The sequence below is a fragment of the Paraburkholderia gardini genome, from assembly GCF_907164545.1.
Classification (GTDB): Bacteria; Pseudomonadota; Gammaproteobacteria; order Burkholderiales; family Burkholderiaceae; genus Paraburkholderia; species Paraburkholderia gardini.
The window spans coordinates 138,262-155,310 of sequence record NZ_CAJQZB010000006.1 but is presented as its reverse complement, the minus strand read 5'-3'; the positions used below and the strand labels follow the sequence as shown (position 1 = coordinate 155,310).

Genomic DNA, 17,049 nt, shown 5'->3' with positions numbered 1-17,049 from the left:
GGCGCGCTCATCATCGACTCGCGGTCACACGCCCGAGCGGGCGCGAACCGTTCTGCAGCCGGGCGGTGCATCGCTTCCGATGCACCGCCTTGAGGTTGATGTTCAACCCGGCCTAGTCCTTCTTCACTTCCTTGAACTCGGCGTCGACGACGTCGTCTTCCGGCTGGCTCGCGCCGCCTTGCGACTGACCCGCACCGGCTGCACCCGCCGCACCTTCCGCACCTTGCTGGGCTGCCTGCATGTCGGCGTACATCTTTTCGCCCAGCTTCTGCGACGACGTTGCAACCACTTCGATCTTCGCTTCGATCGCTGCCTTGTCGCTCGAACCGCTCTTCAGCGTTTCTTCGAGGTCCTTCAGTGCGGCTTCGATCTTTTCCTTTTCAGCGGCTTCGATCTTGTCGCCGTACTCGGTCAGCGCCTTCTTCGTGCTGTGAACGAGTGCGTCGCCCTGGTTACGGACATCGGCCAGCTCACGCAGCTTATGGTCTTCTTCCGCGTTCGCTTCCGCGTCCTTCACCATCTTTTCGATTTCAGCCTCGGACAGACCCGAGTTCGCCTTGATCGTGATACGGTTTTCCTTGCCGGTCGCCTTGTCTTTCGCGCCGACGTGCAGAATGCCGTTCGCGTCGATGTCGAAGCTCACCTCGATCTGCGGCACGCCGCGCGGTGCCGGCGGGATGCCTTCGAGGTTGAACTCGCCGAGCAGCTTGTTGCCCACTGCCATTTCGCGTTCGCCCTGGAACACCTTGATCGTCACGGCGCCCTGATTGTCGTCAGCCGTCGAGTAGACCTGCGCATGCTTGGTCGGGATCGTCGTGTTCTTGTTGATCATCTTCGTCATCACGCCGCCGAGCGTTTCGATGCCGAGCGACAGCGGGGTCACGTCGAGCAGCAGCACGTCGGTGCGGTCGCCCGACAGAACCTGCCCCTGAATCGCAGCGCCCACGGCGACGGCTTCGTCCGGGTTCACGTCACGACGCGGCTCCTTGCCGAAGAACTCCTTCACCTTTTCCTGCACCTTCGGCATACGCGTCATGCCGCCGACGAGAATCACGTCGTCGATTTCGCCGACCTTCACGCCTGCGTCCTTGATCGCCGTGCGGCACGGTTCGATCGTGCGTTCAATCAGCTCTTCAACCAGCGCTTCGAGCTTCGCACGCGTAATTTTCAGGTTCAAGTGCTTCGGACCCGACGCGTCGGCCGTGATGTACGGCAGGTTGATTTCGGTCTGCGCGCTCGACGACAGTTCGATCTTCGCCTTTTCAGCCGATTCCTTCAGGCGTTGCAGCGCGAGCACGTCCTTCGACAGATCGACGCCCTGCTCTTTCTTGAATTCGCCAATGATGTAATCGATGATGCGCTGGTCGAAGTCTTCACCGCCGAGGAACGTATCGCCGTTCGTCGAGAGCACTTCGAACTGCATTTCGCCGTCAACGTCGGCGATTTCGATGATCGACACGTCGAACGTACCGCCGCCGAGGTCGTACACGGCGATCTTGCGGTCGCCCTTTTCGGCCTTGTCCAGACCAAATGCGAGCGCGGCTGCGGTCGGTTCGTTGATGATCCGCTTCACTTCCAGGCCGGCGATGCGGCCTGCATCCTTGGTAGCCTGACGCTGGCTGTCGTTGAAGTACGCGGGAACCGTGATCACGGCTTCGGTGACCGGCTCGCCGAGGTAGTCTTCAGCGGTCTTCTTCATCTTGCGCAGCGTTTCCGCGGAGATTTGCGGCGGAGCGAGCTTCTGGTCGCGCACTTCGACCCATGCATCGCCGTTATCGGCTTTCATGATCTTGTACGGCATCAGAGCGATGTCTTTCTGCACTTCCTTTTCTTCGAAGCGGCGGCCGATCAGGCGCTTGACGGCGTACAGCGTGTTCTTCGGGTTCGTGACCGACTGACGCTTGGCCGGTGCGCCGACGAGAATCTCGCCGTCTTCCATGTAAGCGATGATCGACGGCGTGGTGCGCGCGCCTTCCGAGTTCTCGATCACCTTGACCGAGTTGCCTTCCATGATCGCCACGCACGAGTTCGTGGTGCCGAGGTCAATACCGATGATTTTGCCCATTTTTCCTGATCTCCTGAACTTTGATCGCAGCGAAAGGCGCGCCCCGTCTTGAGGATTGGCGGCGCACTTCGCCTTCAATTCATACCTGCACTCAAAATAAGTGCATCCGCATCGTTTTCAAGACCCTGAATGCAATGCGGTCATTAATATTTTTCAATCGCCCGGCCCGGCCATGCGGTTTTCCAGTGTGGCACCACCTTCATCCGTCACAGCGGCGACGATTTTCGCCCGCGTCGCCGCGACGGCGGCCTCGAACTGGCCGATGCCATGCCAGCCGGTTGCCCGGCCAAGGCGTTTGCCACGGTGGAAGAAAAACCACGTCGGCACGCCGTGCAGCAAGAAGCGACGGCCCAGTTCGCGGTGCTCGTAGACGTTGCAGTGGAACCATTTGAGCCCGAGCGCGCGGATCGCGTCCGGCTGCGTCAGCATCGCCTTCTTCGCGATTTCGCAGTTAAAGCACTCGAAACCCCAAAAGAAGACGACCGCCAGTTCATCTCCGGCCGAAACAAGGCCGGCGTCGAACGTTTCGGCGCTCAGCTCCTGCATGTCGAAGACGGAGAACGCGGTGGCATCGACGGGAATGCTGGTCATGACAACAATGCTACGGGCGGGACCGGACGACTGACTGCCGCGCTTACTTCGGCGCCGCGACGGTCACGAGTGCCGGACGCAGCACGCGGTCGGCAATCACGTAACCCTTTTGCAGCACAGCGACGACCGTGTTCGCTTCCTGCTCGGCCGGCACCATCGAAATGGCCTGGTGGCGATGCGGGTCGAACTTCTCGCCGACCGGGTTCAGAGCAACGACGCGCCCCTTCTCCAGCGCGCCCGTCAACTGGCGCAGCGTGAGCTCGACGCCTTCGCGGACCTTTGCCAGGTCGTCCGAGTTGTGCGCGAGCGCGGCTTCGAGGCTGTCGAGCACCGGCAGCAGATGTTCAGCGAAGCTCTCGATCGCGAACTTGTGTGCCTTCGCGACGTCGTCCTGGCCGCGGCGGCGCACGTTCTCCGTCTCGGCCTTCGCGCGCAGGAAGCTCTCCTGCAGTTCGACAATCTTCGCCTGCGCTTCAGCGAGTGCCGTATCAGCAGACTCAACCTGTGCCGTTCCTTCCGGCTGGGCCGTAGCCGTAGCGGCAGCAGTGGCATCAGCGGCCGCGCGACCGGTTTCGTCCGCGGGCGTGGGATTCTGGCTGGTCGGATTCTCTTGCGTGTTTTCCATGTCGCTGAAAGTCGTTAAAAAATAAAAGGCACGGCGGCGTCTTCATTCCATGCGCGCCCTGACGAGCGTTGCACGGACACAACAAGCCGCCGCTTGTCGATGGTGCAAATGGGGTCCGCACTGGCGTTTTCAAGTCCATTCACACCCCGGTTCGCACCCGGAACGTGCGGTGAAACTGGCCGTTACAACAATCACACGACCGTCATCAGATTGAGATTGAGCCCGATGCGCGACTGTCCTAAACTCCACTCAGACGTCCGAAAAGACACGTTTACCCTAACAGTCGTAATCTTCTTTCCGGATCGCTGCTGTTTTCACTGCTGTCACTGTCGTTATTGCCTTACCACCTGGCCAGAACGCCGTTTCAATCCCGCATCTTTCAGGGGAGTACCGTGAAACTGACCCTTGCAATTTCGGTGGTCGCCCTGGTACTCATCGCGGGCACCACGACCATATGTATGTCTGGCGCCGTCAACGAAAGCACGACGGAATACGGTGGCGTGCATCAGACAATGGAAAAACTTTTCAATCCGCACCTGAAAGTTTGTCGATAACGCGCCGGTCGCGTTTGGTCGGCCGGCCGTGCATGCTGGCGGCCGGTTCGCGATACGTCTTGCGCCGGTCCTGTTCCGCCAGCCGTTTTTCCCTGCCTTCAGCTGTTTCAGCGTAGAGCGTCTGCGCGACGCTCGCCGGGCCGCGCACGTCGCAGATGCCCAGCACTTCCAGTTGCCACAGAACCTGCTCGATCTGGATCTCGACCGGGTCGCCCACCCGCACGTCCTTCGACGGCTTGACCGTCGCGCCGCCGATCCGCACACGTCCTTTCTCGACCGCGTCCGCCGCGAGCGAACGCGTCTTGAAGAAGCGCGCGGCCCACAGCCATTTGTCGATCCGCAGACGCGCACCGGGCCCGGTATCAATTCTGTAGTTCATTGAAGCTCTTCCAATCCTGATCAATTATTCAGCCTGTTTCCGACCCGTTCCCCGTTCGTTGTCGACCATCACGCCTGGGCCACCGCGGCGCCCTGCGCAGGCGCCGGCTGAATGACCGGCCAGCCTTGCAGATGTTGCGCGACGATCTCGCCCAGCGCCGCGATCCACGGCGAAGAAGCATTGACGCACGGGATACGGTGAAACTCCTTGCCGCCCGCGTGCAGAAATTCGTCGCGCACTTCAAGGCCGACTTCCTCGATCGTCTCCAGACAATCAGCTGTGAAACCGGGGCAAAACACGTCCGCGCGCCGCACGCCTGCCTGCCCAAGCTCCTTCAGCGTGGGCGCGGTATAGGGCTGCAGCCACTCGGCGCGCCCAAAACGCGACTGGAACGTGATGCGGCACTCCACCGGCGACAGGTGCAGCGCGTTCATCAGCAGCGCGCCGGTCTGCTGGCATTGCTCGTGATACGGATCGCCGAGATCGAGCGTGCGTTTCGGCACGCCGTGAAAACTCAACACCAGCTTGTCGCCATTCGCGAAATCCGGCTGGCCGTGCGTCTGCCAGTAGTGCCGCACCTGCGCGGCGAGCGCGGCGATATATGCCGGATGGTCGCAATAGTGACGCACCGTGCGCACTTCCGGCTGGTTGCGCATGCGCCGCAACGCAACGAATGCGTCGTCGAATGCCGTGGCCGTGGTGGACGACGAATACTGCGGATACATCGGCATCAACAGCACCCTCTCGGCGCCCGACAGTTTCAACTGCTTCAGCATCGCGGGAATGCCCGGTGTGCCATAGCGCATCGCGTAATCGACGATCACCTGATAGTCGTTCAGATGCAGCAGATGGCGCAGCGCCTCCACCTGCTTTTCGGTGTGGACACGCAGCGGCGAACCCTCCGGCATCCATACGGCCGCGTACTTCTTTGCCGACGCCCGACCACGAAACGGCAGGATCAACAGACGCAGGATCACCTGCCAGATCGCGGCCGGAATCTCGACCACGCGCGGATCGGACAGGAACTGCGCGAGGTAGCGACGCACGGCACGCGGCGTTGGAGCATCCGGCGTGCCGAGATTGATCAGCAACACCGCGACACGATGTGACGTGGCGGACTGCGAAGGCCGCTCGAGATCGAAACGCATATTCAGTTGGCCCGGTGGCGTGCTGCAGGAAATCGGTTCAGGTGGAGCCCATTATAGCGGCCCGGTTTTCCACCGATAGCTGGCCATCCGGCCAGTTGGCGCGGTGCGCGCGGTCGCGCATCATGTGTCTCATGCGATGCGCGACGTGCGGTGCACGCGGGGTGTTACTGCTGGCTGAGGCTCATCGAAAGCAGCCGTGCGGTGATGTCGACGATCGGAATGACACGGTTGTAGGCCATGCGCGTCGGCCCGATCACACCGAGCGTGCCGACGATCTTTCCATTCACCTCGTACGGCGCGGTCACCACGCTCATTTCCTCGATCGGCACCAGATTCGATTCACCGCCGATGAAAATCTGCACGCCCTGCGCGTGACTCGATACGTCGAGCAATTGAAGGAGGCTGGTCTTCTGGTCAAACACATCGAAAAGCTTGCGCAGCCGCGCCATGTCCGACGAAAGGTCGGCGACTTCGAGCAGGTTGCGCTCGCCCGAAATCAGCACGGTCTCGCCCGTGTCGGTGTCGTCGGTGCTGGCGGTCACGGCCGCGTGCATCAGCGTGGTCATGTCGCCGCGCAACTCGTCGATCTCGTCGCGCAGGCGCCGGCGTACCACGTCGAACGAAAGGCCCGCGAAGTGCGCGTTGATGTAATTGGAGGCTTCCACGAGCTGCGACGGCGAGAAGTCGCGCTGGGTGGCCATGATGCGGTTCTGCACGTCGCCTTCGGGCGTCACGATGATAAGCAGGATGCGCTTGTCGGACAGGCGCATGAATTCGATCTGCTTGAATACGTGGCTGCGCCGCGGCGTCAGCACGACGCCCGCGAACTGCGACAGGCTGGAGAGCACGCTCGCCGCCGCCGCGACGATTTTCTGCGGCTCGCCGCCCTGGAGCGTGGTCTTGACCGTGCGCATGACCGCTTCTTCGTCAGCGGCGGATTCGACGGTCAGCATCGTGTCGACGAAAAGACGATAGCCGCGCGGCGTCGGAATGCGCCCGGCCGAGGTGTGCGGGCTGATCACAAGACCGAGATCCTCGAGGTCCGACATCACGTTGCGGATGGTCGCCGGGCTGAGCTCGAGGCCGGAATAGCGGGAAAGCGTGCGCGAGCCGACCGGCTGACCTTCGGCGATATAGCGCTCGATCAGCGTTTTGAGGAGGGTTTGTGCGCGAGGATCTAGCATGAGGGAAAATTTTAGCTCAACGGCGATACTTCAGGGAGCGATCACAAAACGTTTCGCTACAGTCGCGGGTTCGTCGCGTCTGGCGTCCGGCGGCACGCCGCCGGGCGGCCTGTCGTCAGTGGCGGTTCACCATTCTAGCGACAAACCCACACCGGCCGCGCAGCCGCGCCCGCCAGCGGGCAAAGTAGCGGCAGGCGCCACCACTCACGGCGCGTTGCCAGGTCCGCCGTCCTGCGCGCTGTTGCGACAGCAGGTGAAAGGTTCTTTTCGACACACAGCTATGGTGTAATGCCGGCATGCAAGTTACCAGCCAGTTCAAGACCGTTGCGCTAGTCGGGCGCAGCCACACGCCAGGCATCGGCGAGCCGCTGACGGAGCTCGCGTCGTGCATCGCGCGGCGCGGCTTCGACGTCGTGTTCGAAGCGGACACCGCCCAGGAAATCGGCGTGACCGGCTATCCGGCACTGCGTCCCGACGAGATCGGCGCACGTGCGGACGTCGCGGTGGTGCTGGGTGGTGATGGCACCATGCTCGGCATCGGGCGTCAGCTCGCGCCCTACCGCACGCCGCTGATCGGCATCAACCATGGCCGGCTGGGCTTCATCACGGATATTCCGATTTCGGACATGCGGGAAATCGTCCCCCAGATGCTGGCGGGCAGTTTCGAGCGGGAAGAACGGACGCTGCTCGAAGCCCGCATCATGCGCGACGGCGAGCCGATCTATCACGCGCTGGCTTTCAACGACGTGGTGGTCAACCGGAGCGGCTTCTCGGGGATGGCGGAACTGCGCGTCTCTGTCGACGGGCGTTTCATGTACAACCAGCGCTCGGACGGCCTGATCGTCGCCACGCCGACCGGGTCGACCGCATATGCGCTGTCGTCGGCGGGGCCGATCCTGCATCCGCGGCTACAGGGTCTCGTGCTCGTGCCGATTGCGCCGCACGCGCTGTCGAACCGCCCGATCGTGATTCCGGACGACTCGGCGGTCAGCATCCAGATCATTTCGGGTCGCGACGTCAACGTGAATTTCGACATGCAGTCGTTCACGGCGCTGGAACTGAACGACACGATCGACGTACGCCGCTCGCGCCACACCGTGCCGTTCCTGCATCCGGTCGGCTACAGCTATTACGCGACGCTGCGCAAGAAGCTTCACTGGAACGAGCACCCGTCGCTCGCGGACGATCCGCCGACGTGAACCATCCGCATACCGTTCACCGGTCGACTCGACTCGCGTGAGCGGGCAGCCGACAGATTGACCTGCATGGCCGCGCAACTACGCAACCCGACAACCACACAGGAAGCAAAACGCAAGGACACGCAGTGTCACCCGCGCATCGAATTTGCCGCTAAAACAGCTAACCAGACCAGACTCCATGCTTCGCCATCTCTCGATACGCGACTTCGTGATCGTCGCCGCGCTCGATCTCGAATTCGACAGCGGCTTCACGGTTTTCTCCGGTGAAACGGGCGCGGGCAAGTCGATCCTGATCGACGCGCTCGCGCTGACGCTGGGTGCCCGCGCCGACGCAAACGTCGTGCGCACCGGTGAATCGCGCGCTGACATCACGGCTGAATTCGCGACGCACGCGCAGGTCGAACAGTGGCTCGACGAACAGGCGCTCAGCATCGAAGCCGACCCCGCCGACGCGATGCATGGCAGCACAGTGATGCTGCGCCGGGTGATCGATTCGAACGGCCGCTCGCGTGCCTTCATCAACGGCACGCCGGCCACGCTCACGCAGCTGCGCGAAGTCGGCGAAATGCTCGTCGATATTCATGGGCAACACGCGCACCAGTTGCTGATGCGCCCCGACGCGCAACGCGAACTGTTCGACACGCATGCCGGGCTGCTCGACACGGCGTCCAGCGTCACGCGCGCATGGCGCGGCTGGCGCGAAGCGGCGCAGGCGGTCGAAACCGCGCAGACACGCGATCGCGAACTGCAGCTCGAACGCGAGCGGCTTGCCTGGCAGCTCACCGAACTCGACAAGCTCGCGCCGCAACCAGGTGAATGGGAAGAGGTCAACGCCGAACATCATCGGCTGTCGCATTCGGCGAGCCTGATCGAAGGCGTGCAGGGCGCGCTTGGCGCGCTGTCGGAATCCGACGAGGCGATGATCACGCACCTCGGCGCGATCATCTCGAAGGTGCGCGGTCTCGCGGAGATCGATCCCGCGCTCAACGATACGCTCGCCGCGCTCGAGCCCGCCGAAATCCAGTTGCAGGAAGCGGCCTATTCGCTCTCGCATTACGCGCAGCGGCTCGAACTCGATCCCGAGCGGCTCGCCCAGGTCGAGAAGCGCCTTGAAGCATTGCACTCGATGGCGCGCAAATTCCGTCTTCAGCCGCAAACGCTGCCCGAAGAACACGAAACCCGTCGTGCGCAACTCGCCGCACTCGATGCCGCAGCCGATCTCGACAGCCTGCGCGCTGCCGAATCGAAAGCGAAAGACGTGTACTTCGCCGAAGCAAAGGTACTGTCGAAGGCGCGCGCGAAAGCAGCCAAAGTGCTCGGCTCGGCGGTGACGACAGGCATGCAGGAACTGTCGATGACCGGCGGCAGCTTCGAGGTGGCGCTCGTGCCGCTAGCGGAAGGTGGCGCACACGGCACGGAGCAGATCGAGTTTCGCGTCGCGGGTCACGCGGGCGTTCCGCTGCGACCGCTCGCGAAAGTCGCCTCGGGCGGCGAACTGGCGCGGATCAGCCTCGCGCTTGCCGTGATCGCGAGCGCGGCGAGCCTCACGCCGACGCTGATCTTCGACGAAGTGGACACGGGGATTGGCGGCAGCGTCGCGGAAGTCGTCGGGCGGCTGCTGCATCAGCTCGGGCGCGACCGTCAGGTGCTGTGCGTCACGCATTTGCCGCAGGTGGCGGCGCGCGGCGACCATCACTTTCAGGTGGCGAAGAGCGGCAACGGCAAGGGCGGCACGACCAGCAGCGTCACGCCGCTCGACAGGTCGAGCCGCATCGAGGAAGTCGCGCGGATGCTCGGCGGCATCGAGATCACCGCGACCACCCGCAAGCACGCAAAGGAAATGCTGACGGCGTGAGCGGTGCCGCCCGGCGCCCGCGCGCCATGCCGTTCATCACCCGAACACGCGCTTCCACAACCCCAGCACCGCGTCGCGTTCGGCGTGCACCCGCTCCGGCTCGACCCGCGCCTTTTCCATGCCGTCGAGCCGCAGCCGGTGTTGCAGCTTGCGATACGTCCGGTACGCCGCCCCGACCGTCTCCGCCTCTTCCTCGCTCATCAGCCCGAATCGCGACACCTCGCGCAAGAGCGCGATGTTCCCCGTGTTGCGGATCAGTTCGGGGTCGCGCGCGGCGTGCAGCAGCACCCAGTATTGAACGGTGAACTCGATATCGACCATCCCGCCGCGATCGTGTTTCAGATCGAAGAGCTCGGTGCGGTTCGGGTGCCCGGCTTCGACGCGCTGGCGCATCTCGACGATCTCCGCGGCGAGCGGCGCGGCATCGCGCGGCGTCGTCAGCACCTGGGTGCGGATCGCTTCGAAGCGCGCGCCGATCTCCGCGTCGCCAGCGCAGTAACGGGCGCGTGACAGCGCCTGGTGCTCCCACACCCACGCGGTGTTCGCCGCGTCGCCTTCGCGCAGCTGGTAACGCCGGAACGCGTCGAGATCGGTCACCAGCAGCCCCGATTCGCCGTTCGGCCGCAGACGCAGGTCGACGTCGAACAGCGTGCCCGCGCCCGTCGCCATCGTGAGCCATGTGATGAGGCGCCGCGTGAACGTGGCATAGACGTCGGCGGCTGCGTCGTCGGGGTCGTCGTACAGGAAGATCACGTCGAGGTCCGACGCGTAGCCAAGCTCCTTGCCACCGAGCTTGCCGTACGCGATCACCGCGAAGCGCGGCACCTCGCGATGGCGCTTCGCCACCGTCTTCCAGACCGCTTCGAGCGTCACGTCGAGCACGGCGTCAGCGAGTTCGGAGAGCCGGTCACTCACATGCTCGACGCTCAGATGGCCGGCCAGGTCGATCAGCAGGATGCGGAACACCTCCGCCTGGTGCGCGTGGCGCAGCAGGTCCATCTGCTGCTCCACGCCATCGGCCGCGGCGATCCGCGCGCGCAACGACCGCTTGAACTCGGGCCAGTCGAACGGACTCGCGATGGCTTCGTCGTCGAGCAGTTCGTCGAGCAGCTGGGGATGCCGGATCAGATAGCCCGCCGCCCAGCGCGAACCGCCCAGCACCGACAGCACACGGTGCAGCGCCACCGGATATTCCGTCAGCAGCGCGAGGTATACGCCGCGCCGGCTCACTGCTTCGAGCAGATCGAAGAAGCGCGCGATCGTGTCGCCGCGCCGGCCGGCCGGCTCCAGCGTGCGGGCCGCCTCGAGCGCGCGCTGCGCGACGATGTCAAAGCGCTGCCGGCTACGCTCGGCGAGCCCCGCGTAACGCGACGAACGCCAGACGGCACGTAGCCGGTCCAGCAGCTCGCCCGGCTCCTCGACGCCCAGTTCGACGATGCGGGCCCGCAGCGCTTCATCGGCGCTTTCGTCATCGAGCGCGCTGCTCCACACCCAGGCCGCCGCGCCGTCTTCCTGCGCGCCGCAGCCGTTCTGGCCGCTCACCTTGTCGGCGAAAATTTCGTCAAACTGCCGCTCGACGCGTTCGCGATGCCCGTCGAGCGCCGTCATCAGCGCGGCGTAATCGTCGAAACCCATTGTTGTTGCAAGCTGCGCGCGTTCTTCCGGGTCGACCGGCATCGCGTGGGTCTGCGCGTCGTTGCGGTATTGCAGACGGTGTTCGAGGTCGCGCAGAAACCGGTAGGCCTGCGCGAGTTCGGCACACACAGCCGGCGCGATCAGCCCGTGCGCCGCCGCGTGCCGCAGCACCTTCAGCGTGGGCCGCACGCGAAAGCCCGCATCCTGCCCGCCGCGAATCAGCTGGAACACCTGCGCGCTGAACTCGATCTCGCGAATGCCACCACGACCGAGCTTGATGTCGTCGGCCTTGTCGGGACGCATCGAGGCACGGCGCTGCGCCTCCTGGCGAATCTGCAGATGCAGCGAGCGGATCGCCGCGATCACGCCAAAGTCCAGATACCGGCGGTAGATGAACGGCGTGACGATCGCGTCGAGCTGCTTCGACAGACGCTGCGCCGCCTCACTCTCGCCTTCCGAGACGAGCCGGCCCTTGATCCACGCGTAGCGCTCCCATTCGCGGCCCTGCACGTAGAAATACTCTTCGAGCATGCCGACGCTGCACACGAGCGGTCCCGAATCGCCGTTCGGCCGCAGCCGCATGTCGACGCGAAACACGTAGCCGTCGGCGGTGACTTCGGCGAGCGCGGCGATCAACCGCTTGCCAAGACGCGCGAAGAAATCCTGCGTCGCGATTCCCGGGCGCTGGCCGCCGGCCGTCTCGCCGTCCTCTTCGTACAGAAAGATCAGATCGATGTCGGACGATACGTTCAGCTCGCGCCCACCCAGCTTGCCCATGCCGACCACGCCGAGCGTGAGCCGCTCGCCATCGGGGCCGCGCGGCTCGCCATAGAGCGCTTCGAGATCGGCGGACAGCACCGCGAGCGAGCGCTGGATCGTCGCCTCGGCGAGATCGGTCATCGTGCCGGTGACTTCGGCGACGTCCGCGCGGCCCGACAGATCGCGCTCCATGACCGCGCAGAACACCTCGGTGCGCAACTGGCGCAGCGCCTTTTTCAGTGCATCTTCGGTGAGCGGTGCAGTGGACGCCAGGCCGCCCGCGCCGGTCAGTTCGTCGAGCCGCGCGTCGATCTGCGCGCGGGTGACGGGCGCCGCCGCGAGCGCCGTCACGCGTGCCGCGAGTTCGGGTCGGGCCGCCGCGGCGCGCGCCGCGTAGTGCGACCAGGCGGAACTCATCAGGGTGGAATCAGTCATCTAAGGTCTGGCTCGCTCGTTGCTTCATCGATTACGACGCACGGGGCACGCAACAGCCGCGCAGGACGGATCCGGCGAAGTCGCCAGCCGGGCGCTCCGGATCACTTCAGCGTACTGTCCTGTTGCGTCGCAAGGCTTGCTGGCCGGACGTTTCACCGAGTGCCCGTAGCCGTTGGCCTGTGTGTTACATTTCGTCGTCAGACCGCAAAACTACCATACGCCCACCCGCCGCCGCATGTCCGAGCGAAACGAATCCGCCGACCCGCACGAGGCCGGACACGCCAGGCCCAGCAGCGGGAGCGACCATGTGGTGCTGCGCCATACGCTGCGAGTCGTTCTCGCGATCGCGCTGGTGCTGTACTTCATCGTGGTGGGCCTCTTTCTGGGTTTGCGCTACGCGGTCCTGCCGCACGTCGATGCGCTCCGTCCGCGCATCGAGGCCGCCGTCTCGTCGAAGTTGCACGCGCAACTGGACATCGGCCAGTTGACGCCGCACTGGACAGGTTTCCAGCCCGGCATCGATATCGCCAACGTCACGATCCGCGACCGCGACGGCAACACCGCACTCACCATTCCGCACGCCACCGCGACGCTGTCGTGGCGCTCGCTCGTGCAGTTCGAGCCGGTGATGTCGAGCCTGGTCGTCGACCAGCCCGACGTCCTGATCGCACGCGGCACCGACGGCGTGCTTTCGGTGGCCGGCGTACCGCTACCCACCCGCCATACCGGCAACGATGCGTTCACCACCTGGCTGCTTCGCCAGCAGGCGATCGTGCTTCGCGGCGGGACGCTGCGCTGGCGCGACGCGCGTCACGACGCACCCGAGATCAGGCTGCACGATATCCGCCTCGCGATCCTCAACGACGGCTACGAGCATCGTTTCGCCCTGCAGGCGCCCGCCGAGGGCACCGTGCTGCACGGCCCGCTCGACTTCCGCGCGCACTTTCGCCACGCGCCGCTCTCGGCGGTCGGCAAGCCGGTCAACTGGAAAGGTCAGGCGTATCTGTCGACCGGCCCGGTCGATCTGCCGACGCTCGCGCGTTATATGGATTTCCCGGTCGAGACCTACGCGGGCCGCATCGACAACGCCATCTGGATCGACTTCGCCGAAGGCCGGATGACATCCGCGGGCGGGCATCTGGCCGGCACCGACGTGTCGATGCGCGTGCATCCGACGCAGCCGAGGCTCGACGTGCCAGTCGCCGATTTCACATGGCACGTCGATCTGGCGAGCCGCGACTTCACGCTGCAACTGCGCGACCTGCACGCCGAGCTCGGCCAGCCGCCGCTCGATGACGGCACGCCGGTCACGCGCACGCTCACGCTCGCGACGCTGAACGCACGTTACCGGATGCCGAGCATCCAGCACGGGCAACTGATCAGCGTCAACGGCGATCGCGTCGACCTCGGCATCCTCGCGGAATTCAGCCGGGCACTGCCGTTGCCGCGCAGCCTGCTGAACAACCTCGTGCGCTTCAATCCGCGCGGGCTGGTCGCCAATTACGTGATCGAAATCGAACGGGACAAGCCCGATGCTGGCGAAGCCGCCGCCGAGCAGCGTTCGGCGGGTGCCGAGCCGATCGTGCACTACCGCTTCAAGGGCGATCTGCAGGGCATCAGCGTGGCCGCGCAGGAACCGCCGCCCGGTCTCACGAAACTGAACCACCCACGCGCGGGTATTCCGGGCGTCGAGAACCTGTGGGGAAGCGTCGATGCCGATGAGAACCACGGCTCCATCACGCTCGACACCGAGAAGGTCGCCGTCACGCTACCTGGTGTATTCGACGACCCACGCCTGACGTTCGACCGGATGACCGGCCACGGCCAGTGGGAAATCAAGCCGGCCCCGCCGGGCGAACAGCACAAGGCGTTCACGTTCAGGATGTCCGATTTCGCGGTCGCGAACGCGGACGCCGCCGCGAAGCTCACCGCGAACTACACGAACCCCGGCCACGGGCGCGGCTCGCTCGATCTGACCGCCGTGTTCGACCGCGCCGCCGTGTCGCGAATCCCACGCTATCTGCCCACCAGCATCAGCGAGAAGCTGCGCCTGTATCTCGGCCACGGTCTGCAGGCCGGCACGTCGCACGGGGGAACAATCGATGTGCATGGCAATCTCGACAAATTCCCCTACTCGCGCGACCCGACCGCAGGCGTCTTTCGCATCGTCGCGCCGTTTCGCGGCGGCCGCTTCGAGCCGTCGCCGTTTCCGCCGCGCAAGCTGAAGGACGGCACACCGAGCGTCTGGCCCGCGCTCGACGGCATCGACGGCAAGTTCGAACTGAAGGAAAACGTGCTGCGCTTCGATGTCGACCATGCGCATTACAGGCGCGTCGCGCTCGGCAAGGTTTCCGGGAAGATCGACGATCTCGGCACCAAGGCGTCGAACTTCGTCATCGTGGGCGACGCGCACGGCCCGCTCGCCGACATGCTCGACTACGTGAACCACAGCGCGCTCGGTGGCATTTCGAAACACGCCGGCGAAAAGCTGCATGCCGAGGGTCCGGCGACGCTCGCGCTCAAACTGACGCTGCCGCGCACGCCGATGCCGCACGTTGCCATCGAAGGCGCGCTCGGATTCCAGAACAACCAGCTCGCGATGGAGAAGTTGCCGCCGCTCTCGCAGATCAACGGCAAGCTGCATTTCACGGAGCACACCGCCCGGACCGACCGGCTGTCCGCGCGCTTTCTCGGCGGCGACGTCCGTGCGAACGGCGGATACCGGCAGGACGGCACCTACGCGTTCGACGTCGCCGGCCACATCAGCGTCGACGCCGCGCGCGGGCTGAACCTGCGCGGCCCGGCCACCCAGGTGCTCGCGCACATGAGCGGCAGCGCGCCGTACCAGATGAACATTCACGGCGCGAAGGGCCGCCTGCCGGACGTCACCATGAATTCCGATCTGACCGGCCTCGCGCTGGACCTCCCCGCGCCGTTCAACAAGCCGATGGGCGAGCCGATGCCGCTGCGCTTCACGCTCCGGCCACCAGCGGATACTTCGCCGGCGGGCGCGCCGGTGGCGCCCAGACCGGCGGGGAAAGCGGGCGAGCCCCCTTCGTCCGCGGGAACCGCGGAAACACCCGCCCCCGGCGACGCCAGCCTGCAACGCGCCGACCTCACCTTCGGCCCGATCACCGCGACTTACCTGCTGCGCCACGACCCGAAAGCGCCGCTGACGGTCGTACGTGGCGCGATCGGCATCAACAAGCCGGCCGATCTGCCGTCTGAGGGCGTCACCGCAGCAGTCGACGTCGAACATTTCGACGCCGACGCGTGGCGCGCGCTCGTCGCGCAGATGCGCAGCGGCAGCAAGGACGCCATGCAACCCGGCGTTCCGAACGCGACGGCGCAGCAGTTCCTGCCGACCCGCTTCGCGGTCCACATCGGCACGCTCACGCTCCTCAAGCGCCACTGGGACAACCTGGTGGTCGGCGCCTCGAGCCAGGCCGGCAAGTGGCAGGCCAACATCGGCTCGAGCCAGGTGTCGGGCTACGTGTCGTGGCTGCCGGGCGCGACGAAAGGCTCGCCCGGTACCTTGCAGGCGCGCTTCGCGAAACTCGTGATTCCGTCGGCGAGCGAAAAGGATCTGTTCAGCCGCGCGATGTCGGTGCCGGCGCAGAACATGCCGTCGGTCGATCTGATTGTGAACGAGCTGATCGTGCGCGAGCGCAATCTCGGCCGGCTGGAAGTCGACGCGCACAATTTCGACGAGGACGGCGTGCCCGTCTGGCAACTGGACAAGCTCGACCTCAGCAACCCGGCCGCGACCCTGAGCGCGACCGCGAAGTGGCGCACCGACGAAACAATCGCCGGCAGCACCGAGGAAGCCGTGCCCCGCCGCACGGCGGTCGATTTCAAGCTCGACATCAAGGACGCGGGCGCGCTGCTCGAACGCGCCGGCGTCGCCCATGCGGTCAAGTACGGCTCGGGCACGTTGTCGGGCCAGCTCGCGTGGATCGGCGGCCCGACCGCGATCAATTACCCGACGCTCGGCGGCACGCTCGCCCTCGACCTGCGTCACGGACAGATCCTGAAGGTCGATCCGGGTGTCGCCAAGCTGCTCGGCGTGGTGAGCCTGCAAAGCTTCGCGCGCTTCGCCACGCTCAATTTCCGCGACGTGATCGGCGAAGGCCTGCCGTTCGAGCGCGTGACGGGCGCCGCGAAGATCGACGAAGGCGTCGGCCGCACGGACAACTTCGAGATGGTCACCGCACCGGCGCGCGCCGACATGAAGGGCACCGTCGACCTCGCCCACGAAACGCAGGACCTGCGCGTGCACATCACGCCGACGGTGAGCGCGGGCGCCGGCGTGATCGCCGCGGCGATCATCAACCCGCTGTTCGGTCTTGGCGCGCTGGTCGCTGACTTCGCGCTATCGCAGTCGATCAGCCACGCGTTCGCGATGGACTACGCGATCACCGGCCCGTGGTCCAAACCGCATGTCGAGCGGGTCCATGACGATCGCGGTAAGATGGCCGAGCCGGCTCCGACCGCCGTCCACTGAACGCCGATCCGGCCCCAGGCACTGCCGCTGCGCCGTGGCAGGCAGGGTCGGCGGTGGTGCCATGAATTGTCCCGGCGTGTGTCCCGTTCCGCGAGGTGTGCGGAACCGGAACGCGC

General features: G+C 65.1%; 10 protein-coding genes. 3 read left to right on the top strand and 7 right to left on the bottom strand.

Annotation, left to right across the window (positions count from 1 at the left end; genetic code table 11):
* Window positions 1–112 precede the first annotated feature (112 nt).
* The 6 genes from dnaK to hrcA all read right to left on the bottom strand — a co-directional run bounded on the left by dnaK (window position 113) and on the right by hrcA (window position 6,546).
* Window positions 113–2,065 (bottom strand): molecular chaperone DnaK, encoded by a 1,953-nt coding sequence (gene dnaK, locus LPA37_RS07070; RefSeq protein WP_228975008.1) that lies wholly within the window; start codon window positions 2,063–2,065, stop codon window positions 113–115.
* A 153-nt stretch (window positions 2,066–2,218) separates the two neighbouring features.
* Window positions 2,219–2,656, bottom strand: coding sequence for a thioredoxin family protein (locus LPA37_RS07065; RefSeq protein WP_228975009.1), 438 nt, complete (start codon window positions 2,654–2,656; stop codon window positions 2,219–2,221).
* 43 nt (window positions 2,657–2,699) lie between these two features.
* Entirely contained in the window at window positions 2,700–3,281 is a 582-nt protein-coding gene (gene grpE / locus LPA37_RS07060) for a nucleotide exchange factor GrpE (RefSeq protein WP_228975012.1), read from the bottom strand.
* A gap of 525 nt (window positions 3,282–3,806) precedes the next feature.
* A complete protein-coding gene (locus LPA37_RS07055) occupies window positions 3,807–4,214 on the bottom strand; it encodes an RNA-binding S4 domain-containing protein (RefSeq protein WP_228975013.1) in 408 nt (135 codons plus the stop codon).
* Between the two features lie 68 nt (window positions 4,215–4,282).
* A complete protein-coding gene (gene hemH / locus LPA37_RS07050) occupies window positions 4,283–5,362 on the bottom strand; it encodes a ferrochelatase (protein WP_228975016.1) in 1,080 nt (359 codons plus the stop codon).
* A 164-nt stretch (window positions 5,363–5,526) separates the two neighbouring features.
* Window positions 5,527–6,546, bottom strand: a complete 1,020-nt coding sequence (gene hrcA / locus LPA37_RS07045) for a heat-inducible transcriptional repressor HrcA (protein WP_228975019.1) — start codon at window positions 6,544–6,546, stop codon at window positions 5,527–5,529.
* A gap of 296 nt (window positions 6,547–6,842) precedes the next feature.
* Here hrcA and LPA37_RS07040 point away from each other — a divergent pair, with 296 nt between their 5' ends.
* The gene (locus LPA37_RS07040; RefSeq protein ID WP_228975021.1) at window positions 6,843–7,745 is read left to right on the top strand and encodes an NAD kinase; all 903 of its coding nucleotides are present in this window, start codon (window positions 6,843–6,845) and stop codon (window positions 7,743–7,745) included.
* Between the two features lie 178 nt (window positions 7,746–7,923).
* A complete protein-coding gene (gene recN / locus LPA37_RS07035) occupies window positions 7,924–9,600 on the top strand; it encodes a DNA repair protein RecN (RefSeq protein WP_229012137.1) in 1,677 nt (558 codons plus the stop codon).
* A 36-nt stretch (window positions 9,601–9,636) separates the two neighbouring features.
* Here recN and glnE read toward each other — a convergent pair whose 3' ends face one another.
* Window positions 9,637–12,429, bottom strand: coding sequence for a bifunctional [glutamate--ammonia ligase]-adenylyl-L-tyrosine phosphorylase/[glutamate--ammonia-ligase] adenylyltransferase (gene glnE, locus LPA37_RS07030; protein WP_228975024.1), 2,793 nt, complete (start codon window positions 12,427–12,429; stop codon window positions 9,637–9,639).
* A gap of 235 nt (window positions 12,430–12,664) precedes the next feature.
* Between glnE and LPA37_RS07025 the strand changes: the two genes are divergently transcribed.
* The gene (locus LPA37_RS07025; protein ID WP_229012136.1) at window positions 12,665–16,933 is read left to right on the top strand and encodes a YhdP family phospholipid transporter; all 4,269 of its coding nucleotides are present in this window, start codon (window positions 12,665–12,667) and stop codon (window positions 16,931–16,933) included.
* The last annotated feature ends 116 nt before the right edge of the window (window positions 16,934–17,049 follow it).